Here is a 21975-nt window from a genome sequence, read left to right as displayed (position 1 = left end):
ATTCGAACCCCGGGGCTTTGGTCCCGGGTTCAAGGACACAGGTAACTCATGAAGCAATATCTCGAACTGGTCGCCCACGTCATCAAGAACGGCACCAAACAGGCCAACCGCACTGGCGTGAACACCATCAGTTTTCCGGGCGCGATGCTGCGTTACGACCTGCAAGAAGGTTTCCCGGCGATCACCACGCGCAAGATGGCCTTCAAATCGGCCATCGGCGAGATGTGCGGTTTTCTGCGTGGGGTGAACAACGCCGCCGAATTCCGTGCGCTGGGCTGCAAGGTCTGGGACCAGAACGCCAACGAAAACGCGCAATGGCTGGCCAACCCGTTCCGCCAGGGTGAAGACGACCTCGGCGAGATCTACGGCGTGCAATGGCGCAAGTGGCCGGCGTACAAGCAGATCCCGGTCAGCAATCAGGCCGCCATCGAGCAGACCCTGAAGCAGGGTTATCGCCAGATCGCTGAAGGCGAAGAAGACGGTCAGGCTTACGTGGTGCTGTACAAGGCGATCGACCAGATTCGCCAGTGCGTCGACACCATCATCAAGGACCCGGGCAGCCGCCGCATCCTGTTCCACGGCTGGAACGTTGCGCAGCTTGATGAAATGGCCCTGCCGCCGTGCCACCTGCTGTACCAGTTCCACCCGAATGTCGAGACCAAGGAAATTTCCCTGACCCTCTACATCCGCTCCAACGACCTGGGCCTGGGCACGCCGTTCAACCTCACCGAAGGCGCCGCGCTGCTGAGCCTGATCGGTCGCCTGACCGGTTATACGCCGCGCTGGTTCACCTATTTCATCGGTGATGCGCACGTCTACGAAAACCATCTGGACATGCTGAACGAACAGCTCAAGCGCGAGCCGTTCCCGATGCCGAAGCTGGTGATCAGTGATCGTGTGCCGGAGTTTGCCAAGACGGGCGTGTATCAGCCGGAGTGGCTGGAGTTGATTGAGCCGGGTGATTTCTCGCTTGAGGGTTATCAGCACCATGCGCCGATGACCGCGCCGATGGCTGTCTGAGACGGGCACCGCTTCGCGGTGTTCGCGGGCAAGCCTCGCTCCTACAGGTCAGTGTAAATCTGTAGGAGCGAGGCTTGCCCGCGAAGAGGCCCTCAATGCCCATGACTGCGGCCCACATGCGAATGCTCAACCTCCGTCGCCACAACCCCGCCGCTCACTTCCAGCCGCTGCAAAATCCCGCATTGATCGATATCCGGCCCTTCGCCACAGCGTTGGCGCAGGTCGAGCAGTTGTGCCTGTAACGCCAGCAACCCGTCGATCCGCGCTTTCACGTGATGAATGTGCTCGTCGATCAGCGCATTCACGCTTTCACACTGATCCTGCGGACTGTCGCGCAAGGCCAGCAGGCTGCGGATTTCCTCGAGCGTCATGTCGAGGGTGCGGCAGTTGCGGATGAAGGTCAGGCGCTCGGCGTGGGCCTGGGTGTAGACGCGGTAGTTGCCGTCGCTGCGGGCCGGTTCCGGCAGCAGGTTTTCGCGCTCGTAGTAGCGAATGGTTTCCACGGCGCAGTCGGTGAGTCTGGCCAGTTCTCCGATCTTCATGACGGCAATCTCCAAAAGGGTGCTTGACCCTATAGTGGCTACAGGGTCTTTACTTGGCAACAGGCACCTTATGGACGCGACCTGATGAGCGATTCCCGACACGATCACACACACGAGGCTGGTCACAGCCACAAACTGCAGCCTGTACAGAAACATGACCATGGCGGTCACGGGGATTCCTGCTGTTCTTCCAAAGCAGCGGCGCCGTCGCTGATCAAGCTCAGCGAAACGTCCACCGTCAACGCGCGGCTGAGCAGTTTCCGCATCGACGCGATGGACTGTCCGACCGAGCAGACGCTGATCCAGAACAAACTGGGCAAGCTCGCCGGTGTGCAGCAGCTGGAATTCAACCTGATCAACCGCGTGCTGGGCGTCACTCATGACTTGCCGAGCACCGCGCCGATCATCGACGCGATCAAGTCGCTGGGCATGGTTGCCGAGCCGTTGGAGCAGGGCGTCGAAGCACCCGCCCCGGCACCTGAGAAAAAACCGTGGTGGCCACTGGCGTTGTCCGGCGTGACCGCGCTCGCCGCCGAAGTGATCCACTTCACCGACGCAGCGCCCAACTGGGTCGTGGCGGTTATCGCGCTGGTCTCGATCCTCAGCGGCGGCCTCAGCACTTACAAAAAGGGCTGGATCGCCCTGAAAAACCTCAACCTCAACATCAACGCGTTGATGAGCATTGCGGTGACCGGCGCGATCCTGATCGGACAGTGGCCGGAAGCGGCGATGGTGATGTTCCTGTTCACCGTGGCCGAGTTGATCGAGGCCAAGTCCCTGGACCGCGCGCGCAATGCAATCAGCGGTTTGATGCAGATGACCCCGGAGCAGGCCACGGTATTGCAGGCCGATGGCAGCTGGGTTTTGCAGGACGTCAAAACCATCGAGCTGGGCGCGCGGGTGCGCGTGCGTCCCGGCGAGCGGATTGGCCTGGACGGTGAAGTGGTATCGGGCAGTTCGACCATCGATCAGGCACCGATCACGGGTGAAAGCCTGCCGGTCGAGAAGACGCTTGGCGACAAAGTGTTTGCTGGCACGATCAATCAGGCGGGTTCTCTGGAGTATTCCGTCACCGCCGCCGCCAACAATTCGACCCTGGCGCGGATCATCCACGCCGTCGAACAGGCGCAAGGCGCACGGGCACCGACTCAGCGTTTCGTTGATCAGTTTTCAAAAATCTACACCCCGGCGGTGTTCGCCCTGGCTTTGGCCGTCGCGGTAATTCCGCCGCTGTTCATGGGCGCGGTCTGGTTCGACTGGATCTATCGCGCGTTGGTATTGCTGGTGGTCGCTTGTCCGTGTGCGCTGGTGATCTCGACGCCAGTGACCATCGTCAGCGGCCTCGCGGCGGCGGCGCGCAAAGGGATTCTGGTCAAGGGCGGCGTTTATCTGGAGGGCGGTTACAAGCTCGATTATCTGGCGCTGGACAAGACCGGCACGATCACCCACGGCAAACCGGTGCAGACCGATTACCTGTCGCTTGACCCAACCGCTGATGCCTCGGCGCCGGGAATTGCGGCGGCACTGGCGGGGCGCTCGGACCACCCGGTGTCGCTGGCCATCGCCAATGCAGCTGTGGATAAATCCTTCGCGCCGCTCGTTGTGGATAACTTCGAAGCCCTGGCCGGTCGCGGGGTGCGCGGTGAGATCAACGGTCAGGTCTACCACTTGGGCAACCACCGTTTGGTCGAAGAGCTGAACCTGTGCTCGCCCGCCCTGGAAGAAAAGCTGTTTGCACTGGAAAAACAGGGCAAGTCCGTGGTGCTGCTGCTCGACAAATCCGGCCCGTTGGCGCTGTTCGCCGTGGCCGATACGGTCAAGGACTCCAGCCGCGAGGCGATCCAGCAATTACACGACCTGGGCATCAAAACCCTGATGCTCACTGGCGACAACGTCCACACCGCCCAAGCGATTGCCGCACAAGTCGGCATCGACGAAGCCAAGGGCGATCTGCTACCGACCGATAAACTGCAAGCCATCGAAGCCCTTTATGCACAGGGTCATAGCGTCGGTATGGTCGGTGATGGCATCAACGATGCCCCGGCACTGGCTCGGGCCGAGATCGGTTTTGCGATGGCCGCCGCCGGCACCGATACCGCCATCGAAACCGCCGATGTCGCCCTGATGGACGACGATCTGCGCAAAATTCCCACGTTCATCCGCCTGTCTCGGCAGACGTCGAGCATCCTCAAACAGAACATCGCCCTCGCTTTGGTCATCAAGGCTATCTTTCTTGGGGTAACCTTCGCCGGGATCGCCACCATGTGGATGGCGGTGTTCGCTGACATGGGCGTGAGCCTGTTGGTGGTGTTCAACGGTTTGCGCCTGTTGCGCAAGTAAGTGATGAGGAGCGGGTGTGCTGAGTGCCGAGCTGAAGGCGTTTTACATGGTGGCCCGTCTGGGCAGCATTACCCTGGCGGCGAAAAAGCTCGGCTTGAGTCAGCCCACCGTGACCACGCAAATCCGCAATCTGGAAAGCCAGTACTCGGTTGAACTGTTCTACCGTGGCGGTCGTCGTCTCAGCGTCAGTGATGAAGGTGCGCGGCTGCTGCCGATGGTCAAGACGCTGTTGCAGCAGGAAGCCGACATCGAGTTTTTCCTGCGTAACAGCGGCCAGGTCCAGGGCACTTTGCGCATCGCCGCCACGGCGCCGTATTACATCCTCGATCTGGTGAAGACCTTCCGCGAGCGCTTGCCGCAGGTGGAAGTGTCGGTGGAGATCGGCAACTCGCAGCAAGTGCTGGAAGCGTTGGAGGATTACCGGGTGGATGTCGCCGCGTCCTCGCAACTGCTCGACGATGCGCGACTGATTCGGCGGGTGCTCGGCAGCGATCCGCTGGTGTTGGCAGTGCATCGCAATCATCCGTTGGCGGTGCACGATCATGTGCCGCTCAGCGCGTTGGCCGGGCATACGTTGTTGATGCGTGAGTCAGGCTCGACCACTCGGCGTCTGACCGAAGAATTGCTGGCCAGTGCCGGGGTGAGTTTCGGGCCGTTGCTGGAGATCGGCAGCCGAGAGTCGATCCGCGAAGCGGTGCTGCGCAACATCGGGATCAGCATCATTGCCCGGCAGGAAGTGCCTCACGATCCGCAACTTCGCGTGCTGACCATCGAGAATGCGCCGCAGATTCCCGAGTATTTGTACTGCCTCAAGGAACGCAAAGGCGCGCGGTTGCCGGCGGCGTTTCTGGGGTTGGCGCAGGAAATGGCGCCGGCCTGAGTTTTGCGGTGACTCTGAGGGCCTCTTCGCGGGCAAGCCTCGCTCCTACAGGGGAACGCATTTCTCTGTAGGAGCGAGCGGTGCGGCGATCCGACTTGCCCGCGAAGGCGCCAGACCAGTCACCATTAACCCCAACCCAAATCCTTGAATACCACTATCAGCCGTTTTGGCCTCACTGCCACATGACGGACGCATTACATCCCTAGGATGGCCTTCATCTGCTTGATGAGGCCCGTCCATGAACCACTCGATCGCAACTGCCCTGACCAACCCCGGCGCTCCGATGAAGGTGCGCGGCGTGCAGAAACGCTTCGGCGCTTTCACTGCTCTGGATAACGTTTCCCTCGACGTGGCGGCCGGTGAACTGGTGTGCCTGCTGGGGCCGTCGGGCTGTGGCAAGACCACCTTGCTGCGTTGCATCGCCGGTCTGGAGAAACAGGACAGCGGCGAGTTGTACCTCGGTGATCGCGACGTCTCGCACCTGGCACCTCAGGCGCGGGACTACGGCATTCTGTTCCAGTCCTATGCGCTGTTCCCCAATCTCACCGTCGAAGCGAACATTGCCTACGGCCTCGCCGGCAGCGGTCGCGATGAAGTGCGCAAGCGCGTCGGTCAGATGCTGGAACTGGTCGGCCTGACCGGCAGTGAGAAAAAGTACCCCGGCCAATTGTCCGGCGGTCAGCAGCAACGTGTCGCACTGGCCCGCGCCTTGGCGCCAGCGCCTTCGTTGTTGTTGCTGGACGAGCCGATGTCCGCCCTTGATGCCCGAGTCCGCGAGCACCTGTGCACCGAGCTGCGCCAGCTGCAGCGCAACCTCGGCATCACCACCCTGATGGTCACCCACAATCAGGACGAGGCCATGCTGATGGCCGACCGGATCGCCGTGATGAACAACGGCAAGGTCGAGCAGTACGCCACGCCGCAGGAAATCTACGACCGCCCGGCCACGCCGTTCGTGGCGGAGTTTGTCGGGCAGGGCAACTGGCTGCCCTTCCAGCGCAGCAGCGACAGTCATGCGCAGGTCGGCGGGATGAACATGCGCCTGGCGGATGGCAGCGCGAAAACCGCGTCGGGTCGTTTGTTCTGCCGGCCCGAGGCGATCAACGTCAACCCGCTGGTGCATGAAGAAAACCTGTTCCCGGCCAAGGTTCGCGAAATCACCTTCCTCGGCAACCGCTGCCGCATGAGCTTCGAGCTCGATCAACTGCCGGGCCACGCACTGCTGGCAGAACTGGCGCCGGAAGCCATGCCGCGCCTCGGCGCGCAGCAGATCATGGTCGCCTTGCCGCCGCGCAGCCTGCAGGTGTTTGCCTGATGAGCGCGAACATCGCGCTGCCGATACCGCACAAGCAGGTTCGGCAGACCTCCCGTGCCGAGATCGGCGACCGGGTGTTCGTGGTCGGCGGCAAAGTTCTTTTGCTGGTGTTGCTCGGCGTCGCGGTGCTGATGCCGTTGCTGGCGATCTTCTGGCGTGGCTTCAGTTCGGAGGCCGGGCAGGGCGGTGGTCTGGTGGCTGCGCGTGAACTGGTCACCAGTGCGAATTTCCACTGGTTGCTTGGCAATAGCCTGAAAGTGTCCCTCAGCGTCGCGGCGATTGTCGTACCGCTGGCCTACCTCTTTGCCTACGCGCTGCAACGCACCCTGATTCCGGGCAAAGCTATCTGGCGTGGAATGTCGCTGTTGCCATTGATGGCGCCGTCGATGCTGCCGGGCATTGCGCTGGTTTATCTGTTCGGCAACCAAGGCATGTTGCGCAGTTTGCTCTCGGACAATATCTACGGCTTCTGGGGCATTGTTCTGGGCGAGGTCATCTACACCTTCCCACACGCCTTGATGATTCTGCTGTCGGCGCTGTCCCTGGCGGATGCGCGACTGTTCGATGCCGCCTCCAGCATGGGCGCCAGTCCGGCGAAAGCCTTCCGCAGCATCACCTGGCCGGCGACGCGTCAGGCAGTGTTCGCTGCGTTCTGCCTCGTCTTCACCTTGACCATCACTGACTTCGGCGTGCCTGTGGTGGTCGGCGGCGACTATCAGGTGCTGGCGCTGGAAGCCTACAAAGCCGTGGTTGGTCAGCAACAATTCGGTCGCGGTGCATTGATCGGCATGGTCCTGCTGCTGCCGGCGCTGTTCAGCTTCGGGGTCGATGCGTGGTTGCGCCGGCGTCACGGTGATTCCATGAGCGGTCGGGCGCAGGTCTTTCAACCGGCACCGTCGAAACTGCGCGACGGCTGCTACCTGGCCATCGTGCTGCTGATCTGCGCGGTGTTGCTGCTGGTGTTCGGCATGGCGGTGTTCTCGTCGCTGGTGAAATTCTGGCCGTACAACCTGTCTCTGTCGCTCAACCATTACCAGTTCAACGACACGGCGGGCGGCGGTTGGCTGGCCTACGGCAACAGCGTGAAGATGGCCCTGTGCACGGCGTTGATCGGCAGCGTGCTGATCTTCACCGGCGCCTACCTGATGGAAAAAACCAAGGGCCAGCGCGGACTGAATCTGACATTGCGCATGCTCAGTTTCGTACCGATGGCGGTGCCGGGTCTGGTGCTGGGCCTGGGTTATGTCTTCTTCTTCAACCTCAGCGACAACCCGCTGCATGTGCTCTACGGGACCATGACCCTGCTGGTGGTCTGCACCATTGCTCACTATCTGACCACCGCGCAAATGACCGCGACCACGGCGCTGCGCCAACTCGACGCCGAGTTCGAAGCCGCCGCGTTGTCGCTCAAGGCGCCGCTGTACCGGCATTACCTGCGGGTCACCGTGCCGATCTGCCTGCCGGCGCTGCTGGACATCGTGCGCTACTTGTTCGTCTCGGCCATGACCACCGTTTCGGCGGCGATCTTCCTCTACAGCCCCGACACCATCCTCGCGGCGGTGGCGGTGCTGAACATGGACGACGCCGGCAACGTCGGCGGCGCGGCGGCGATGTCGACCCTGATTCTGTTCACCTCGGCGGGCGTGTCCCTGCTGCTGGCCTGGGCTTCGCGCGGTTTGCTGCGCCGTTCCCAGGCCTGGCGGCAGACCGCGCCCGGTCACTGATTTCCACTCCCGCAACCTCAACTCAAAACAGGAAAAGATCATGTTCAAGCCCCTGGCCCTGGCCGCTGCTGTCCTCACCGCTTTCAGCCTGAACGCCTTCGCGGCGAAAACCGAGTTGACGGTGTACACCGCCCTCGAAGCCGAACAACTGAAGACCTACAAAGAAGCCTTCGAAAAGGCTAACCCGGACGTCGAGATCAAGTGGGTGCGCGATTCCACCGGCATCATCACCGCCAAACTGCTGGCCGAAAAAGCCCGCCCGCAGGCTGATGCCGTCTGGGGCCTGGCGGCGTCGAGCCTGGCGATTCTCGATCAGCAAGGCATGCTGCAAAGCTACGCGCCGAAGGACCTCGGCAAGATCGGCGGCAACTACCGCGACGCCGCCAACCCGCCAGCCTGGGTTGGCATGGACGTCTGGGCCGCGACCATTTGCTTCAACACCGTCGAAGCAGAGAAGCAGGGTTTGACCAAACCCGTGAGCTGGCAGGACCTGACCAAGCCTGAGTACAAAGGCAAGATCGTGATGCCGAACCCGGCCTCGTCCGGCACCGGTTTCCTCGACGTCAGCGCCTGGCTGCAAACCTTCGGCGAGAAGCAGGGCTGGCAGTACATGGACGACCTGCACCAGAACATCGGCCAGTACGTTCACTCCGGTTCCAAGCCTTGCAAACTGGCAGCGGCGGGTGAATTTCCGATTGGTATTTCCTTTGAATACCCGGCCGTTCAGTTGAAGCGCCAGGGTGCACCGCTGGACATCATCCTGCCGAAAGAAGGCCTGGGTTGGGAGATCGAAGCGACGGCGGTGATCAAGGGCACACCGCATGAAGACGCGGCGAAGAAACTGGCAGACTTCTCGGCCAGCCCAGCGGCGATGGAGCTGTACAAAGAGAACTTCGCCGTCCTCGCTCAGCCGGGTATCGCCAAGCCGCAGACCGAATTGCCGGCGGATTACGAGCAGCGCCTGATCAAGAACGACTTCGCCTGGGCGTCGAAGAATCGCGACGAAATCCTGACCGAGTGGCGCAAGCGCTATGACGGCAAGTCCGAGAAAGTGGCTGCCAAGTAAGATCTTCATCGGCTGACGGGCCCCTTCGCGGGCAAGCCTCGCTCCTACAGAGAAATGCGTACCCCCTGTAGGAGCGAGGCTTGCCCGCGAAGGCGGCTTCAAATTCAGGACATCTCTTGATGACACAACACAACGACCTGCTGATCGTAGGCGCCGGCATCCTCGGTCTGTCCCACGCCTACGCCGCCGCCAGGCGCGGCCTGAAAGTCACGGTTTTCGAACGCAGCGAAACGCCCTTGGGCGCCTCGGTGCGCAACTTCGGCCAGGCTCTCGTCACAGGCCAACCGCCAGGCCCGATGCTCGAACTGGCCAAAGCCAGCCGCGAGATCTGGGGCCAATGGGCGCAACTGGCTGGCCTGCAACTCAAGCGCAACGGCTCGTATTTGTTTGCCCGCACAGAAGCCGAAGAACACCTGCTGGAAGTATTTTGCGCCGGCCGCGCCGTGGAACACGGTTACCGCGTCGACCTGCTGCGCGGCGCCGCACTGCGCGACCTGTACGGCGGCCAGTTCCGCCATCACCGCGCTGCGCTGCACGGCATGGACGATCAGCAACTGTATTCCCGCGAAGCGATCCCGGCGTTGATCGATTACCTGCGCCGCGAAATGAACGTCGAGTTTCACTTCTCCACCCTCGTGCGCGACATCGAACCGGGCCGCCTGCACAGCACCGCCGGCACTTTCAGCGCCGAGCACATCATCGTCTGCTCCGGTCACGATTATCAGACCTTGCTGGCCGAGCCGATTGCCGCGCTCAACCCGCAAATCTGCCGCCTGCAAATGCTCCGCGCCCGCCCGCAGATCAACCTCAACCTGCAACATGCGCTGCTCACCGGTTTGAGTTGCGTGCATTACGGCGCCTTCGCCGATCTGCCGGAAGCAGCGGCAGTGCAGACGCAGATCCTGCGCGAGCAACCGCATTTGCATGAAAACGGCATTCACCTGCTGATCAGTCCGACGCCTCACGGCGAGCTGATCATCGGCGATTCCCACCACTACGGCAGCGACCCTTCGCCGTTCAATGCCGAGCAGGTGGATGACTGGATGATCGAACTGGCCGAGCAGACGCTGGGCTGCAAGGTGCGAGTGGTCGAGCGCTGGCAGGGGGTCTATGGTTCCCGAGGGCCAGGACCGTTTTCGTTCCTGCGACCGATGCCGGGCGTGAGTGTGGCACTGATGCACACCGGCGTCGGCATGAGTGTCGGGCCGGCGATGGCAGAACGTAATGTCGCGACGTTATTGGGAGAGCGTTGATGGACCGCAAGGCGCAAGTGATCGACGAGGTGTTTGGGCTGTATGAGCGCTTCGGCGACAGTGATTACATCGGCGAACCGGTGTCGCAGATCGAGCACATGTCCCAGGCTGCACAACTGGCCATGGCGGAAGGCTTCGATGATGAAGTGGTGCTGGCGGCGTTCTTCCACGACATCGGCCATATCTGTGCCGACAGCGCCGAAAACATGGGCGGCTTCGGCGTGGTCAGCCACGAGCGGTTGGGCGCCGATTATTTGCGGCGCGCAGGTTTCAGCGAGCGCATGGCGCGGCTGGTGGAATATCACGTTCAGGCCAAGCGTTATCTGACACTCAAAACGCCTGGGTACTACGAGCGACTGAGTGAAGCCAGCCGTCGGACCCTGGAGTATCAGGGCGGGGTGATGACCGAGGCCGAGGCTGAGGCTTTCGAACAGGATCCGTTGTGCGCGGTGAGTTTGCGCATGCGGCACTGGGATGAGTTGGCCAAGGAAATGTGGGTGCCGGTGATTGATCTTGAGATTTTGAGGGAGAAGGCATTGCGGCTGTTGGCGGCGTAGGCACCTGGAACCGAGTTGCGCCCATCGCGAGCAGGCTCGCTCCCACAGGGGAACGCGTACTCCTTGTGGGAGTGAGCCTGCTCGCGATGGGGTCAGAGCCGACGCCGCAAATTCAGAGCTGCTGCGCCAACACCTCGATCTGCTCCTGCCGCTCCGCCTGATTCAACTTCGCGTGCGGATTCAGCGACGACCACTGCGGATGTGCCCGAGCCTTGTTCAAGGCTTCGGGCAGTTTGCCTTCGCGCCAGCTCTTGTCCTGTGGAGTGGCGACCTGGATGCTGTCCATCGCCGCATGCCCACGCGCATTCAGCGCCTGAAGCAACTGCCGCTGCCGCAATGCCAACAACCGCAACACGCTGTCATCGACCGTCAATTCACGCTGACCTTTGATCTTGCCCAGCAACCGGCTGCCGTAACTGCGCGCGGTTTGCAGGGCGCCGCCGGCAATCGCGCCGGCCAGTGCCGCCGCGCCGAGGGTCAAGCCGCCGACCAGCAAATCCACCCCGGCCCCGGCGGCTGCACCCGCCGCGATACCGCCGCCGACGCGCACGCCCAGTTGCTTGAGGGTTTCCGGGTTGAACAGGTCATCGCCCCAGCGGCCATCGAGCAGCGGCAGATCACTGGCCGCCGCGTCTTGCGGGCGGAAGGCGTAGAGCGTGAGCAGCGCTTCGACACAGCGCTGTTCCCGTTGGCGAACGGCTTTGCGCAGTTCGCTGATCGCCTGTTGTTCCTGCTCGGCGTCGCTGACCACGCTACGCCGACACGCCGCACAATCGATCAACAACTCGGCAATCAACCGCGCCGCGCTTTGTTGCCGGGCCAGGCGCTGGGCCTGCTGATCGGCGATCAAACGTTCCAGTTGCTCGCGAGAATTTTCCAGCAACAGCGCGAGGCTTTCATACAGTCGCCGCTCGCCATCCTCCGGCGGCGCCACGCTGTCGAAACGCACCAAGGCATGCAAGCCCAGACGCGCCAACGCTTCACGCCAATCCGGTTCGCGGTGGTTGGCGCTGCTGACGAAATTCAGCACCGGCAGCAGCGGTTTGCCGCAACTGGCCAGCACTTCAAGTTCGTCGCGGTACTTGGAAAGCACCGGTTCGCGGGCGTCGATCACATAGAGGCCGGCGTCGCAGGTGAGCAGTTGCCGCAGCACCTTGGCTTCCTGTTCGAACCGCTGCCGCGCTTCGCTGCCTTCAAGAAAACGCGCCAGTCGCGCCGGACCGTCGAGGCGTTCACCGGGGCGTTCCAGGCGTTCGAGGTAGTCGAGCAGGGCGATGGCGTCTTCCAGGCCAGGCGTGTCGAACAGGTCGAGCAAGGGCTCGCCGTCCACCGATAACCGCGCACCTTCGACGTGCCGCGTGGTGCTCGGGCGATGGGAGACTTCGCCGAAACCGACATCACGGGTCAACGTGCGCAGCAACGAGGTTTTGCCGACGTTGGTGTGACCGACCACCGCGAGCTTCAACGGCGCTTTCCACGGATTAGTCATGACCGGTCTCCAGCCAGTTCAGCGGCGCGCAATCGGCGAAGGGCAGCTCCAACTGTTGCAGCGCCACGTGCCAGTCGCCGAGGCGCTCGGCATCCAGCGCTTCGCCGGGCGGCGCTTGCAGCAACCAGACGCGGGTGGCACTGGCGTTGCGGGCCAGTTCGGCGATCAGCGCGAGGCTGCCGCGGTCCGGCGAACGCCGTGGATCGCAGGCGATGAGCAGGCGGGCCGGGGGGAAACGGCTGAGTTGTTCCAGGAGTTTGTGGCGCGATTCGCGACTGTCGAGGATGCCCGCGTCGTTCACGGTTTTCGGCAGCGGTGGCGGCCATGGCCGTTGATCGTCCAGCTCGATGGCCACCAGCAACGCGCCGTCGCTTTGCAGCTCGCTGACGCCGCTTTCCACGTGATGAAGTTGCGCAGGTGCCGCATCGCTGATGCCCAGGCGTTCGCTGGTCGGCATCAGGCGTTCGCGCAGTTGCGCGTAGCCGGGCAGGTTCAGGTCCAGACGCAACATGGCGCGACCTCTTTTCCAGCGCCACAGGCACAACAGCGCCAACAACAACCTCGGCAAAACCCCGTAGACCAGCAACACGCCCACCAGCCACGCGGCCCAGGCCTGACGAGCGCTTTCAATGTTCAGTGCGGCATCGCCGCTGGCGCGGATCATTTCCACGGTGGGCACGCTGAAACCCAACAGAGCCGGCAGGGCGCCCAGAGCCTGGGTCATGGCGACGAAGGTGTCGCCGCCAAGGATGGTGGTTTCCCAGACGAAGCCGTAGCGCCGGGTCGCCATCAGCATCAGCACAATCACCAACGCACTGAGCATCGCCAGCAACCACAAGCCATTGACCAGCACACCGAGGGCCCAGCGATTGAGTTTCTGTCGTTGCAGCAGCAACAGCAGGGCGGGCGCCAGTTGCGCGGCTTTGGCGTCGCGGGCGAGTTTTTCGCTGAGCCACAACCACAAGCGTCCCAGCGTCGCGCCGTGCTCACCGGCAAACACCAGGCCCAGCGCCCAGCTCAACAGCAGAATCAGGTTCAGCCCGAGCAAGCTGCCCAAGGCCCAAAACACGTTGACCGGCGTTTGCCCGTCGCCCAGCGCGGCAAACGCCAGGCCGGCGCCGCTGACCACGGCCAGCACGGCCAACACCAACAGCGCCAGTCGCGCACCTTGCAGCCAATGCCTGAGGGCTTCGGTCAGCCCATCACGCTCGGCCAGCCATAAGGCGCGGCGCGAAATCCGTGTCGGCAGATCGCCGCCCGCCGTGCGAGCCAGTCGGTTGGCTTCCAGATCATCCAGAGGGCCGGCGTGTTCTTCGCGCAGGCGAATGGTTTCCGTCAACCAGAGGGTATTCAGTTCAGTCACGCGGCATCCCGTCGCTCAATTGAGTTGTGAGCATAACCGCTGTGGCGCTTGTCGGGGGGCTACGTTGCGAGAAGCCGAGCCTCTGGTATCCTCGCCGGCATGACTAAATCACTCCCCCTCAGCCTGATCGCAGCCCTCGGTGAAAACCGTGTGATCGGCGTCGACAACAGCATGCCCTGGCACTTGCCGGGGGACTTCAAATACTTCAAGGCCACCACCCTTGGCAAGCCGATCATCATGGGTCGCAAGACCTGGGATTCCCTCGGTCGCCCGCTGCCGGGCCGGTTGAACATCGTGGTCAGCCGTCAGGCGGATCTGGTGCTGGAAGGCGCGGAGGTTTACCCGTCGCTGGAGGCTGCCGTGGTTCGCGCAGAGGAATGGGCGAAAGAGCAGGGCGTCGATGAGTTGATGCTGATTGGTGGCGCGCAGTTGTATGCGCAAGGGTTGGCGCAGGCGGACCGGTTGTATTTGACGCGCGTGGCGCTGAGCCCGGAAGGGGATGCGTGGTTTCCGGAGTTTGATTTGAAGCAGTGGAAGCTGGTGTCGAATGTGCCGAATCCGGCTGAAGGCGACAAACCGGCGTACGACTTCGAAGTCTGGGAAAAAGTCTAAAAGCATCGCCAGCAGGCTGGCTCCCACAGTGGGTTTGAGGTGAAACACAGATTGTGTGAACACCCAAAATCCCTGTGGGAGCCAGCCTGCTGGCGATGAGGCCAGATCAGGCGCTAAAGAACTTATGCGTGAGCCAACTCCGCATGCTCATCCGCATCCAGCAGCGCTTTATCGGTCTGCTGCATGATCTGGCTGGTAATCGCCCCGGCCGTGATCGAACCACTCACGTTCAACGCCGTACGCCCCATATCAATCAGCGGCTCAACCGAAATCAGCAACGCCACCAGTGAAACCGGCAAGCCCATCGCCGGCAGCACGATCAGCGCCGCGAACGTCGCACCACCGCCCACGCCGGCCACACCGGCCGAACTCAAGGTCACAATCGCCACCAGCGTCGCGATCCACAGCGGGTCGAGCGGGTTGATGCCCACGGTCGGCGCAACCATCACTGCCAACATCGCCGGATACAATCCCGCACAGCCGTTCTGGCCAATGGTCGCGCCGAACGAAGCGGCGAAACTGGCGATGGATTGCGGAATGCCCAGACGGCTGGTCTGAGCTTCGATGCTCAGCGGAATCGTCGCCGCACTGGAGCGGCTGGTGAAAGCAAACGTCAGCACCGGCCAGATCTTGCGGAAGAACCGCAGCGGGTTGATCCCGGCCACCGACACCAGCACGCCATGGACTACAAACATCAGGCCCAGGCCGATGTAGGACACCACGACAAAACTGCCGAGCTTGATGATGTCTTGCAGGTTGGAACCGGCGACCACTTTGGTCATCAGCGCCAGTACGCCGTACGGAGTCAGCTTCATCACCAGACGCACCAGACGCATCACCCAGGCTTGCAGGGTGTCGATGGCGTTGATCACTTTCTGACCTTTTTCGACGTCATCCTTCAGCAGTTGCAGCGCTGCGACCCCGAGGAACGCGGCGAAAATCACCACGCTGATGATCGATGTCGGCTTCGCACGAGCGAGGTCGGCGAACGGGTTTTGCGGGATGAACGACAACAGCAGCTGCGGCACATTCAGGTCGGCAACCTTACCTGCGTAGTCGGTCTGAATAGTTTGCAGGCGGGCCATTTCCTGTGTGCCGGCGACCAGGCCTTCAGCGGTCAGGCCGAACAGGTTGGTCAAACCGATACCGATCAGCGCCGCGATGGCGGTGGTGAACAGCAGCGTGCCGATGGTCAGGAAACTGATTTTGCCCAGCGATGAAGCGTTGTGCAGACGGGCCACGGCGCTGAGGATCGAGGCGAACACCAGCGGGATCACGATCATTTGCAGCAACTGCACATAACCGTTGCCCACCAGATCGAACCAGCCGATCGAGGCTTTCAGCACCGGGTTTCCGGCACCGTAAACGGTGTGCAAGGCGACACCGAACACCACGCCCAACACCAGGGCGAGCAGGACTTTTTTCGCCAGGCTCCACGTCGTGTGACGGGTTTGCGCCAGTGCGACGAGCAGGGCGAGGAACACCAGCAGATTGAGAATCAGCGGCAGATTCATTGGAACTCCCATTAGACATGTGCCAACTGCCTTCCGGGGCAGCTGCGAACCGGCAAGCCTAACAGCTTGATTTTCAATGAATTAATATCAAAAAAGTCTGATGACTGTCGTTTTTGGAATAAGCCGGTGTCGCTTACAGGAATGCAGCTGGCGCGATAGGTGCGTTGGCCGTCGCTGACAGACGGGGACTGTCACACTTATTTGTTAGCGTCGATGTCTTTAAATCAGGGAGATCTATCGATGAAGTTCGCACCGAAATTTCTGCTCGCTGCACTGTGCATTGGCCTCGCCGGCCAGGCCTTCGCTACGGATTTGAAGCACTGGCCAGCCGATCAGGCCAAGGCACTGGATGCGATGATCGCGGCCAACGCCAACAAAGGTAACTACGCGGTGTTCGACATGGACAACACCAGTTACCGCTATGACCTCGAAGAATCGCTGCTGCCGTTCATGGAAAACAAGGGCCTGATCACCCGCGAGAAACTCGATCCCTCCCTGAAACTGATTCCGTTCAAGGACACCGCCGACCATAAGGAAAGCCTGTTCAGCTACTACTACCGCCTCTGCGAACTCGACGACATGGTTTGCTACCCATGGGTCGCCCAGGTGTTCTCCGGTTTCACCCTGCAAGAGCTCAAAGGTTATGTCGACGAGTTGATGGCGTCCGGCAAACCGGTGCCGGCCACCTATTACGAAGGCGACGTGGTCAAGAAGCTCGACGTCAACCCGCCGAAAGTCTTCACCGGCCAAACCGAGCTGTACAACAAGCTGATGGAGAACGGCATCGAGGTCTACGTGATGACCGCCGCTTCTGAAGAGCTGGTGCGCATGGTCGCCTCCGATCCGAAGTACGGCTACAACGTCAAACCGCAAAACGTGATCGGCGTGAGCCTGCTGCTCAAGGATCAAAAGTCCGGCGAGTTGACCACGGCCCGCAAGCAGATCACCGCTGGCAAGTATGACGAGAAGGCCAACCTCGGCCTGGAACTGACCCCGTACCTGTGGACCCCGGCGACCTGGATGGCCGGTAAACACGCGGCGATCCTGACCTACATCGATGAATGGAAAAAACCGGTACTGGTCGGCGGCGACACCCCGAGCAGCGACGGTTACATGCTGTTCCACGATGTTGACGTGGCCAAGGGCGGCATCCACTTGTGGGTCAACCGCAAGGACAAATACATGACCCAGATTAACGGCATGATGGCCAAGCACGCTGCGGCCCAGGCCAAGGAAGGGTTGCCGGTGACGGCGGACAAGAACTGGGTGATCGTGACGCCGGCAGAAATCCAGTAACTGCAACACCGATCAACTGTAGGAGCCGGCTTGCTGGCGATGGCGGTTTTTCAGACGAAAAATTGGTCGGCTGACACACCGCTATCGCCAGCAAGCCGGCTCCTACAGGGATTTGCGTATAACGCAGATCAAACGACCGGCAAAAAAATGCCCCGCACTTGGCGGGGCATTTTTATTTCTGCGACTGACGCTTACAGCCCGTCAAGCATCGCCTTGTTACGCACGGCACCCTTGTCGGCGCTGGTCGCCAGCAGGGCGTAGGCTTTCAGTGCGGTGGTCACTTTACGTGGACGTTTCTCCACCGGCTTCCAGCCTTTCTGATCCTGCTCGGCACGGCGGCCGGCCAGTTCTTCATCGCTGACCAACAGGTTGATCGAGCGGTTCGGAATGTCGATCAGCACTTTGTCGCCGTCCTGCACCAGACCAATCGCGCCACCGGCAGCGGCTTCCGGCGAAGCGTGGCCGATGGACAGGCCCGAAGTGCCGCCGGAGAAACGGCCGTCGGTGAGCAGGGCGCAGGCTTTGCCCAGGCCTTTGGATTTCAGGTACGACGTCGGGTACAGCATTTCCTGCATGCCCGGGCCGCCTTTCGGGCCTTCGTAACGGATGATCACGATGTCGCCGGCCTTCACTTCGTCCGCGAGGATGCCGCGTACGGCGCTGTCCTGGCTTTCGAAGATTTTTGCGTTGCCTTCGAACACGTGGATCGACTCGTCGACGCCCGCGGTTTTCACTACGCAGCCGTCCAGCGCGATGTTGCCGTAGAGAACGGCCAGGCCGCCTTCTTTCGAGTAGGCGTGTTCGACACTGCGGATGCAGCCGTTTTCACGGTCGTCGTCCAGGGTTTCCCAACGGGTCGACTGGCTGAATGCAGTTTGCGTCGGGATGCCCGCCGGGCCGGCCTTGAAGAAGTGATGCACGGCTTCGTCGTCGGTCTGGGTGATGTCCCACTTGGCGATGCCTTCGGCCAGGGACTTGCTGTGCACGGTCGGCAGGTCGGTGTGCAGCAGGCCGCCACGGGCCAGCGAACCGAGGATGCTGAAGATCCCGCCGGCGCGGTGCACGTCTTCCATGTGGTACTTCTGGATGTTCGGCGCGACTTTGCACAGTTGCGGCACGTGACGGGAAAGACGGTCGATGTCGCGCAGGTCGAAATCGATCTCGGCTTCCTGGGCGGCGGCCAGCAAGTGCAGGATGGTGTTGGTGGAACCGCCCATGGCGATGTCCAGGGTCATGGCGTTTTCGAACGCCTTGAAGTTGGCGATGTTGCGCGGCAATACCGACTCGTCGTTCTCGCCGTAGTAACGCTTGCACAGCTCGACGATGGTGCGGCCGGCCTGCAGGAACAGCTGCTCGCGGTCGCTGTGGGTGGCGAGGGTCGAACCGTTGCCCGGCAAGGCCAGCCCCAACGCTTCAACCAGGCAGTTCATCGAGTTGGCGGTGAACATGCCGGAGCACGAACCGCAAGTCGGGCAGGCACTGCGCTCGTACTCGGCAACCTTCTCGTCAGAAGCGCTGGAGTCGGCGGCGATCACCATGGCGTCGACGAGGTCGAGACCGTGGCTGGCCAGTTTGGTCTTGCCGGCTTCCATCGGGCCGCCGGACACGAAGATCACCGGGATGTTCAGGCGCAGGGACGCCATCAGCATGCCTGGGGTGATCTTGTCGCAGTTCGAGATGCAGACGATGGCGTCGGCGCAGTGGGCGTTGACCATGTACTCGACGGAGTCGGCGATGATCTCGCGGCTCGGCAGCGAATACAGCATGCCGTCGTGGCCCATGGCGATGCCGTCATCCACGGCGATGGTGTTGAATTCTTTCGCAACACCGCCGGCGCGTTCGATTTCGCGGGCGACCAGTTGGCCCAGGTCCTTGAGGTGGACGTGGCCCGGTACGAACTGGGTGAACGAGTTGGCAATGGCGATGATCGGCTTTTTGAAGTCGTCATCTTTCATCCCCGTGGCGCGCCACAATGCGCGGGCACCGGCCATGTTGCGGCCGTGGGTGGATGTTTTCGAGCGGTAATCAGGCATGAAGCACTCCGGGCGGCTAATCAGGTATCAAAAGGGAAGTGAGCTTCTATTGACGTCTGGAACACTCAGAAATGGCCGTGTGTCCGGAAGTTGCCGATAACTTTGCGGGATCGCCGCGCGCTTCAGCTTGAGCTCATAAACCCGCCGGGGGATGACTGGCGATGAATGTCGCGATTCTACACGGCTGGCGGCTGGAGGGAATGCCGGGAAGCGCTGATCCGGCGCCGGTGGCGTGCGCCGGATGACGACCGGCGTAAATCAACTCGCGTTCAGTGCCAGATTGCGCTGCATGATCAGCGCGTTCAAACCCAGGCCCGCGACGCTAAGGATCAGGAAACACAAGGCGAGCGCCGTGGTGAGGTCTTCGGACGCGAGATTGATCATCACGCTGATCACGCCGCCGCACATGAAGATCATCACGCCGCCGACCGAGGAGGACGTACCGGCATCCTGTGGATAGAGGGTCATGGCTTTGGAGTTGGCGATAGGCCGGGCAATGGTGGTGCCGGCCGTGCAGATGAGCATGGGGATCAGCACCGCAGCGGCCGTCAGCCCGAATTGATTCGCCAGCCACAGCATGACCAGCCCCGACAATGCGATCAGGCCGAGGCCGATCACTATCTGTGAATTGGCCGGCAAACGCCGATGCAGCGCGCTGGCAACTATCCCGCCGAACACATAAGCCACGCCATACAGCAACAATGTCCAGGCGAATTCGTAGGGCGTGAGTGCCAGGCGCTCCATGAAAATGATCGGCGACATGACGATGAATGAAAAATGGCAGGCGAAGGCCAGGGCCGAAATCAGCCAGTAACCCATGAAGCGAAAATCCGAGCATAGCCGCCAGTAGGCACTGAAAAAGTGACCGGGTGCGGCATTGCGACTGCGCGGGGTTTCCTTGAGGATCACGCCAGCCCTTATCCAGACGAAGACCGCCAGTGCGATAAAGACATAGAAGCTGCCCTGCCAGTCCAGATGCATCTGCAACCAGGTGCCAAGCAGCGGCGATATGGAAATGAACACGCCGGCGGCGGTGGTCATCCAGATCCTCATCCGTTCCTGTTCCTTGCCGACGAACAGATCCTGAATCAGTGCCTGCGACAGTACGAAAGCGCCACAACCCACAGCCTGAATGACGCGAAACACCAGAAACCAGCCGTATTCGCTGGAAACCAGGCAACCCGTTGCACCGACGATCGAGATGGCGATGCCAGTCAGCAAAAGGGTTTTGCGCCCCCACAAGTCCGACAGCGGTCCGACCAGCACCACGGATAGCCCAAGGCCAATGGCAAACAGGCTGACCGAAAGGGCAATGTCGGACGCCGAGGTCCGGAAGAAATCAGAAAGCGCGGGAAAGGACGGGAGCACCACGTCCAGCGGGAAAACACCCAGTAGCGTCATCGTCATCAAAAGCAGGATGAGCGACGATTTTTTCGCGGTATGCGGGGAAGGGTTCATCAACAACGCTCTCGATCCGTGAGGGGTAGCCGAGAGTCAACTTGATGAATAGGGAAGTCAATGCAGGAGGTGTGGGACTGTTCTCAGACCGTTGTAGGAGCGAGCCTGCTCGCGAAAAACGAGCAGGCTGCGGGGGGTGTCAGGCAGCCAGCGTTATCGTTGACGACCATCGCGAGCGAGCTCGCTCCTACAGTAGTTCCGAGTGGTTAGCTGTTTGGCAGCAACCGGCAGGTGATGCTCTTGATGTAGCGGGTTTCAGCAATCGCCGGGTGTACCGGATGATCCGGACCCTGACCGCCACGTTCCAGCATCTGGATGTTGCGATCCAGGTGGCGGGCGCTGGTCAGCAGGATGTTCTGCAGGTCATCTTCCGGCAGGTGCATCGAGCACGAAGCGCTGACCAGGATGCCGTCCTTGCTGAGCAGGCGCATGGCTTGCTCGTTCAGGCGACGGTAAGCGCCTTCGCCATTTTTCATGTCTTTCTTGCGTTTGATGAACGCCGGCGGGTCGGCCACGATCACGTCGAAGCGTTCTTCGCTGGCTTTCAGTTCTTTCAGCGCTTCGAAGACGTCGCCTTCGAGGCAGGTTATTTTTTCAGCGAAACCGTTCAGCGCGGCGTTGCGCTCGACGCCGTCGAGGGCGAAGGCCGACGCGTCGACGCAGAACACTTCACTGGCGCCGAATGCTGCGGCTTGCACGCCCCAACCGCCGATGTAGCTGTACAGGTCGAGGACGCGTTTGCCTTTGGCGTACGGGGCCAGGCGTGCGCGGTTCATGCGGTGATCGTAGAACCAGCCGGTTTTCTGGCCTTGAATGACCGGGGCTTCGAATTTCACGCCGTTTTCTTCCAGCGCGACCCACTCCGGCACCAGGCCGAACACGGTTTCGACGTAGCGGTTGAGGCCTTCGGCGTCGCGGGCGGCGGAGTCGTTCTTGAACAGAATGCCGCTTGGCTTGAGCACTTGGGTCAGCGCCGCGATCACGTCGTCTTTATGCGCTTCCATGGTTGCCGAAGCGATCTGCACCACCAGGATGTCGCCGAAGCGGTCGACCACCAGGCCTGGCAGCAGGTCGGAATCGCCGTAGACCAGGCGATAGAACGGCTTGTCGAACAGGCGATCACGCAGGGACAGAGCGACGTTCAGGCGGTGCACCAGCAGCGATTTGTCCAGCGGCAACTTGACGTCGCGCGACAGCAGACGGGCGCAGATCAGGTTGTTCGGGCTCATGGCGACGATGCCCAGCAGCTTGCCGCCGGCAGCTTCGAGGATCGCCTGGTCGCCGGCTTTGAAGCCGTGCAACGGGGTGGCGGCCACGTCGATTTCGTTGCTGTAGACCCACAAGTGGCCGTTTCGCAGGCGACGGTCGGCGTTGGCTTTGAGGCGCAGGCTAGGCAGGGACATGACGTCGCTCCGGAAAAAAGAGCGGGAGTATAGCGTGTTGAAGGTGGTGGCGGGCCGGGTGGGCGATGAAACGCTGATGACGCCTTCGTGGGCAAGCCTCGCTCCTACAG

17 protein-coding genes are annotated in these 21975 nt (G+C 61.6%); 10 read left to right on the top strand and 7 right to left on the bottom strand.

The features are described 5' to 3' along the window. Window positions 1-48 precede the first annotated feature (48 nt). On the top strand, window positions 49-1020 hold the full coding sequence (locus tag K5R88_RS19265) for a thymidylate synthase (RefSeq protein ID WP_008026091.1): 972 nt from the start codon (window positions 49-51) through the stop codon (window positions 1018-1020). Window positions 1021-1112: 92 nt separating this feature from the next. Here K5R88_RS19265 and cadR read toward each other — a convergent pair whose 3' ends face one another. Next, window positions 1113-1562, bottom strand: a complete 450-nt coding sequence (cadR, locus tag K5R88_RS19260; protein WP_008040770.1) for a Cd(II)/Pb(II)-responsive transcriptional regulator — start codon at window positions 1560-1562, stop codon at window positions 1113-1115. Window positions 1563-1646: 84 nt separating this feature from the next. Here cadR and K5R88_RS19255 point away from each other — a divergent pair, with 84 nt between their 5' ends. The 7 genes from K5R88_RS19255 to K5R88_RS19225 all read left to right on the top strand — a co-directional run bounded on the left by K5R88_RS19255 (window position 1647) and on the right by K5R88_RS19225 (window position 10697). Then, complete coding sequence (locus K5R88_RS19255; protein ID WP_226298207.1) at window positions 1647-3902, top strand: heavy metal translocating P-type ATPase; 2256 nt, start codon at window positions 1647-1649, stop codon at window positions 3900-3902. Between the two features lie 16 nt (window positions 3903-3918). Next, window positions 3919-4782: a LysR family transcriptional regulator gene (locus K5R88_RS19250; protein WP_008026094.1), complete on the top strand. Its 864-nt coding sequence runs from the start codon at window positions 3919-3921 to the stop codon at window positions 4780-4782. A gap of 238 nt (window positions 4783-5020) precedes the next feature. Next, the gene (locus tag K5R88_RS19245) at window positions 5021-6097 is read left to right on the top strand and encodes a putative 2-aminoethylphosphonate ABC transporter ATP-binding protein (RefSeq protein ID WP_226298206.1); all 1077 of its coding nucleotides are present in this window, start codon (window positions 5021-5023) and stop codon (window positions 6095-6097) included. Continuing rightward, window positions 6097-7821: a putative 2-aminoethylphosphonate ABC transporter permease subunit gene (locus tag K5R88_RS19240; RefSeq protein ID WP_226298205.1), complete on the top strand. Its 1725-nt coding sequence runs from the start codon at window positions 6097-6099 to the stop codon at window positions 7819-7821. The genes K5R88_RS19245 and K5R88_RS19240 overlap by 1 nt, the downstream gene beginning before the upstream one ends. 40 nt (window positions 7822-7861) lie before the next feature. Next, window positions 7862-8887: a putative 2-aminoethylphosphonate ABC transporter substrate-binding protein gene (locus tag K5R88_RS19235; RefSeq protein ID WP_008040773.1), complete on the top strand. Its 1026-nt coding sequence runs from the start codon at window positions 7862-7864 to the stop codon at window positions 8885-8887. A gap of 119 nt (window positions 8888-9006) precedes the next feature. Beyond that, a complete protein-coding gene (locus K5R88_RS19230; RefSeq protein WP_226298204.1) occupies window positions 9007-10140 on the top strand; it encodes a TIGR03364 family FAD-dependent oxidoreductase in 1134 nt (377 codons plus the stop codon). Further along, window positions 10140-10697, top strand: coding sequence for a phosphonate degradation HD-domain oxygenase (locus K5R88_RS19225; RefSeq protein WP_226298203.1), 558 nt, complete (start codon window positions 10140-10142; stop codon window positions 10695-10697). The genes K5R88_RS19230 and K5R88_RS19225 overlap by 1 nt, the downstream gene beginning before the upstream one ends. 112 nt (window positions 10698-10809) lie before the next feature. Here K5R88_RS19225 and K5R88_RS19220 read toward each other — a convergent pair whose 3' ends face one another. Then, window positions 10810-12186, bottom strand: a complete 1377-nt coding sequence (locus K5R88_RS19220) for a GTPase/DUF3482 domain-containing protein (RefSeq protein WP_192227532.1) — start codon at window positions 12184-12186, stop codon at window positions 10810-10812. Next, entirely contained in the window at window positions 12179-13549 is a 1371-nt protein-coding gene (locus tag K5R88_RS19215; protein WP_226298202.1) for a DUF2868 domain-containing protein, read from the bottom strand. The genes K5R88_RS19220 and K5R88_RS19215 overlap by 8 nt, the downstream gene beginning before the upstream one ends. 99 nt (window positions 13550-13648) lie before the next feature. On the opposite strand from K5R88_RS19215, the gene K5R88_RS19210 reads away from it, so the two are divergent. Further along, on the top strand, window positions 13649-14161 hold the full coding sequence (locus tag K5R88_RS19210) for a dihydrofolate reductase (RefSeq protein ID WP_226298201.1): 513 nt from the start codon (window positions 13649-13651) through the stop codon (window positions 14159-14161). Window positions 14162-14283: 122 nt separating this feature from the next. On the opposite strand, the gene K5R88_RS19205 is transcribed toward K5R88_RS19210, so the two are convergent. Next, window positions 14284-15675: an L-cystine transporter gene (locus K5R88_RS19205; protein WP_223449991.1), complete on the bottom strand. Its 1392-nt coding sequence runs from the start codon at window positions 15673-15675 to the stop codon at window positions 14284-14286. A 240-nt stretch (window positions 15676-15915) separates the two neighbouring features. Here K5R88_RS19205 and K5R88_RS19200 point away from each other — a divergent pair, with 240 nt between their 5' ends. Next, window positions 15916-16971 carry a hypothetical protein gene (locus tag K5R88_RS19200; protein WP_008026105.1) on the top strand — a complete coding sequence of 352 codons (1056 nt, stop codon included), beginning with the start codon at window positions 15916-15918 and terminating at the stop codon, window positions 16969-16971. Between the two features lie 191 nt (window positions 16972-17162). Here K5R88_RS19200 and ilvD read toward each other — a convergent pair whose 3' ends face one another. The 3 genes from ilvD to K5R88_RS19185 form a co-directional block, all read right to left on the bottom strand. Continuing rightward, window positions 17163-19004 carry a dihydroxy-acid dehydratase gene (ilvD, locus tag K5R88_RS19195; RefSeq protein ID WP_226298200.1) on the bottom strand — a complete coding sequence of 614 codons (1842 nt, stop codon included), beginning with the start codon at window positions 19002-19004 and terminating at the stop codon, window positions 17163-17165. Window positions 19005-19262: 258 nt separating this feature from the next. Beyond that, window positions 19263-20462, bottom strand: coding sequence for an MFS transporter (locus tag K5R88_RS19190; protein WP_226298199.1), 1200 nt, complete (start codon window positions 20460-20462; stop codon window positions 19263-19265). Between the two features lie 206 nt (window positions 20463-20668). Next, window positions 20669-21865 carry a class I SAM-dependent rRNA methyltransferase gene (locus K5R88_RS19185; protein ID WP_008026111.1) on the bottom strand — a complete coding sequence of 399 codons (1197 nt, stop codon included), beginning with the start codon at window positions 21863-21865 and terminating at the stop codon, window positions 20669-20671. Window positions 21866-21975 lie beyond the last annotated feature (110 nt).

The organism is Pseudomonas sp. MM213 (assembly GCF_020423045.1).
GTDB lineage: Bacteria > Pseudomonadota > Gammaproteobacteria > Pseudomonadales > Pseudomonadaceae > Aquipseudomonas > Aquipseudomonas migulae.
Note: the sequence above shows the minus strand (reverse complement) of the source record. Positions and strands in the feature narration are given on the sequence as shown.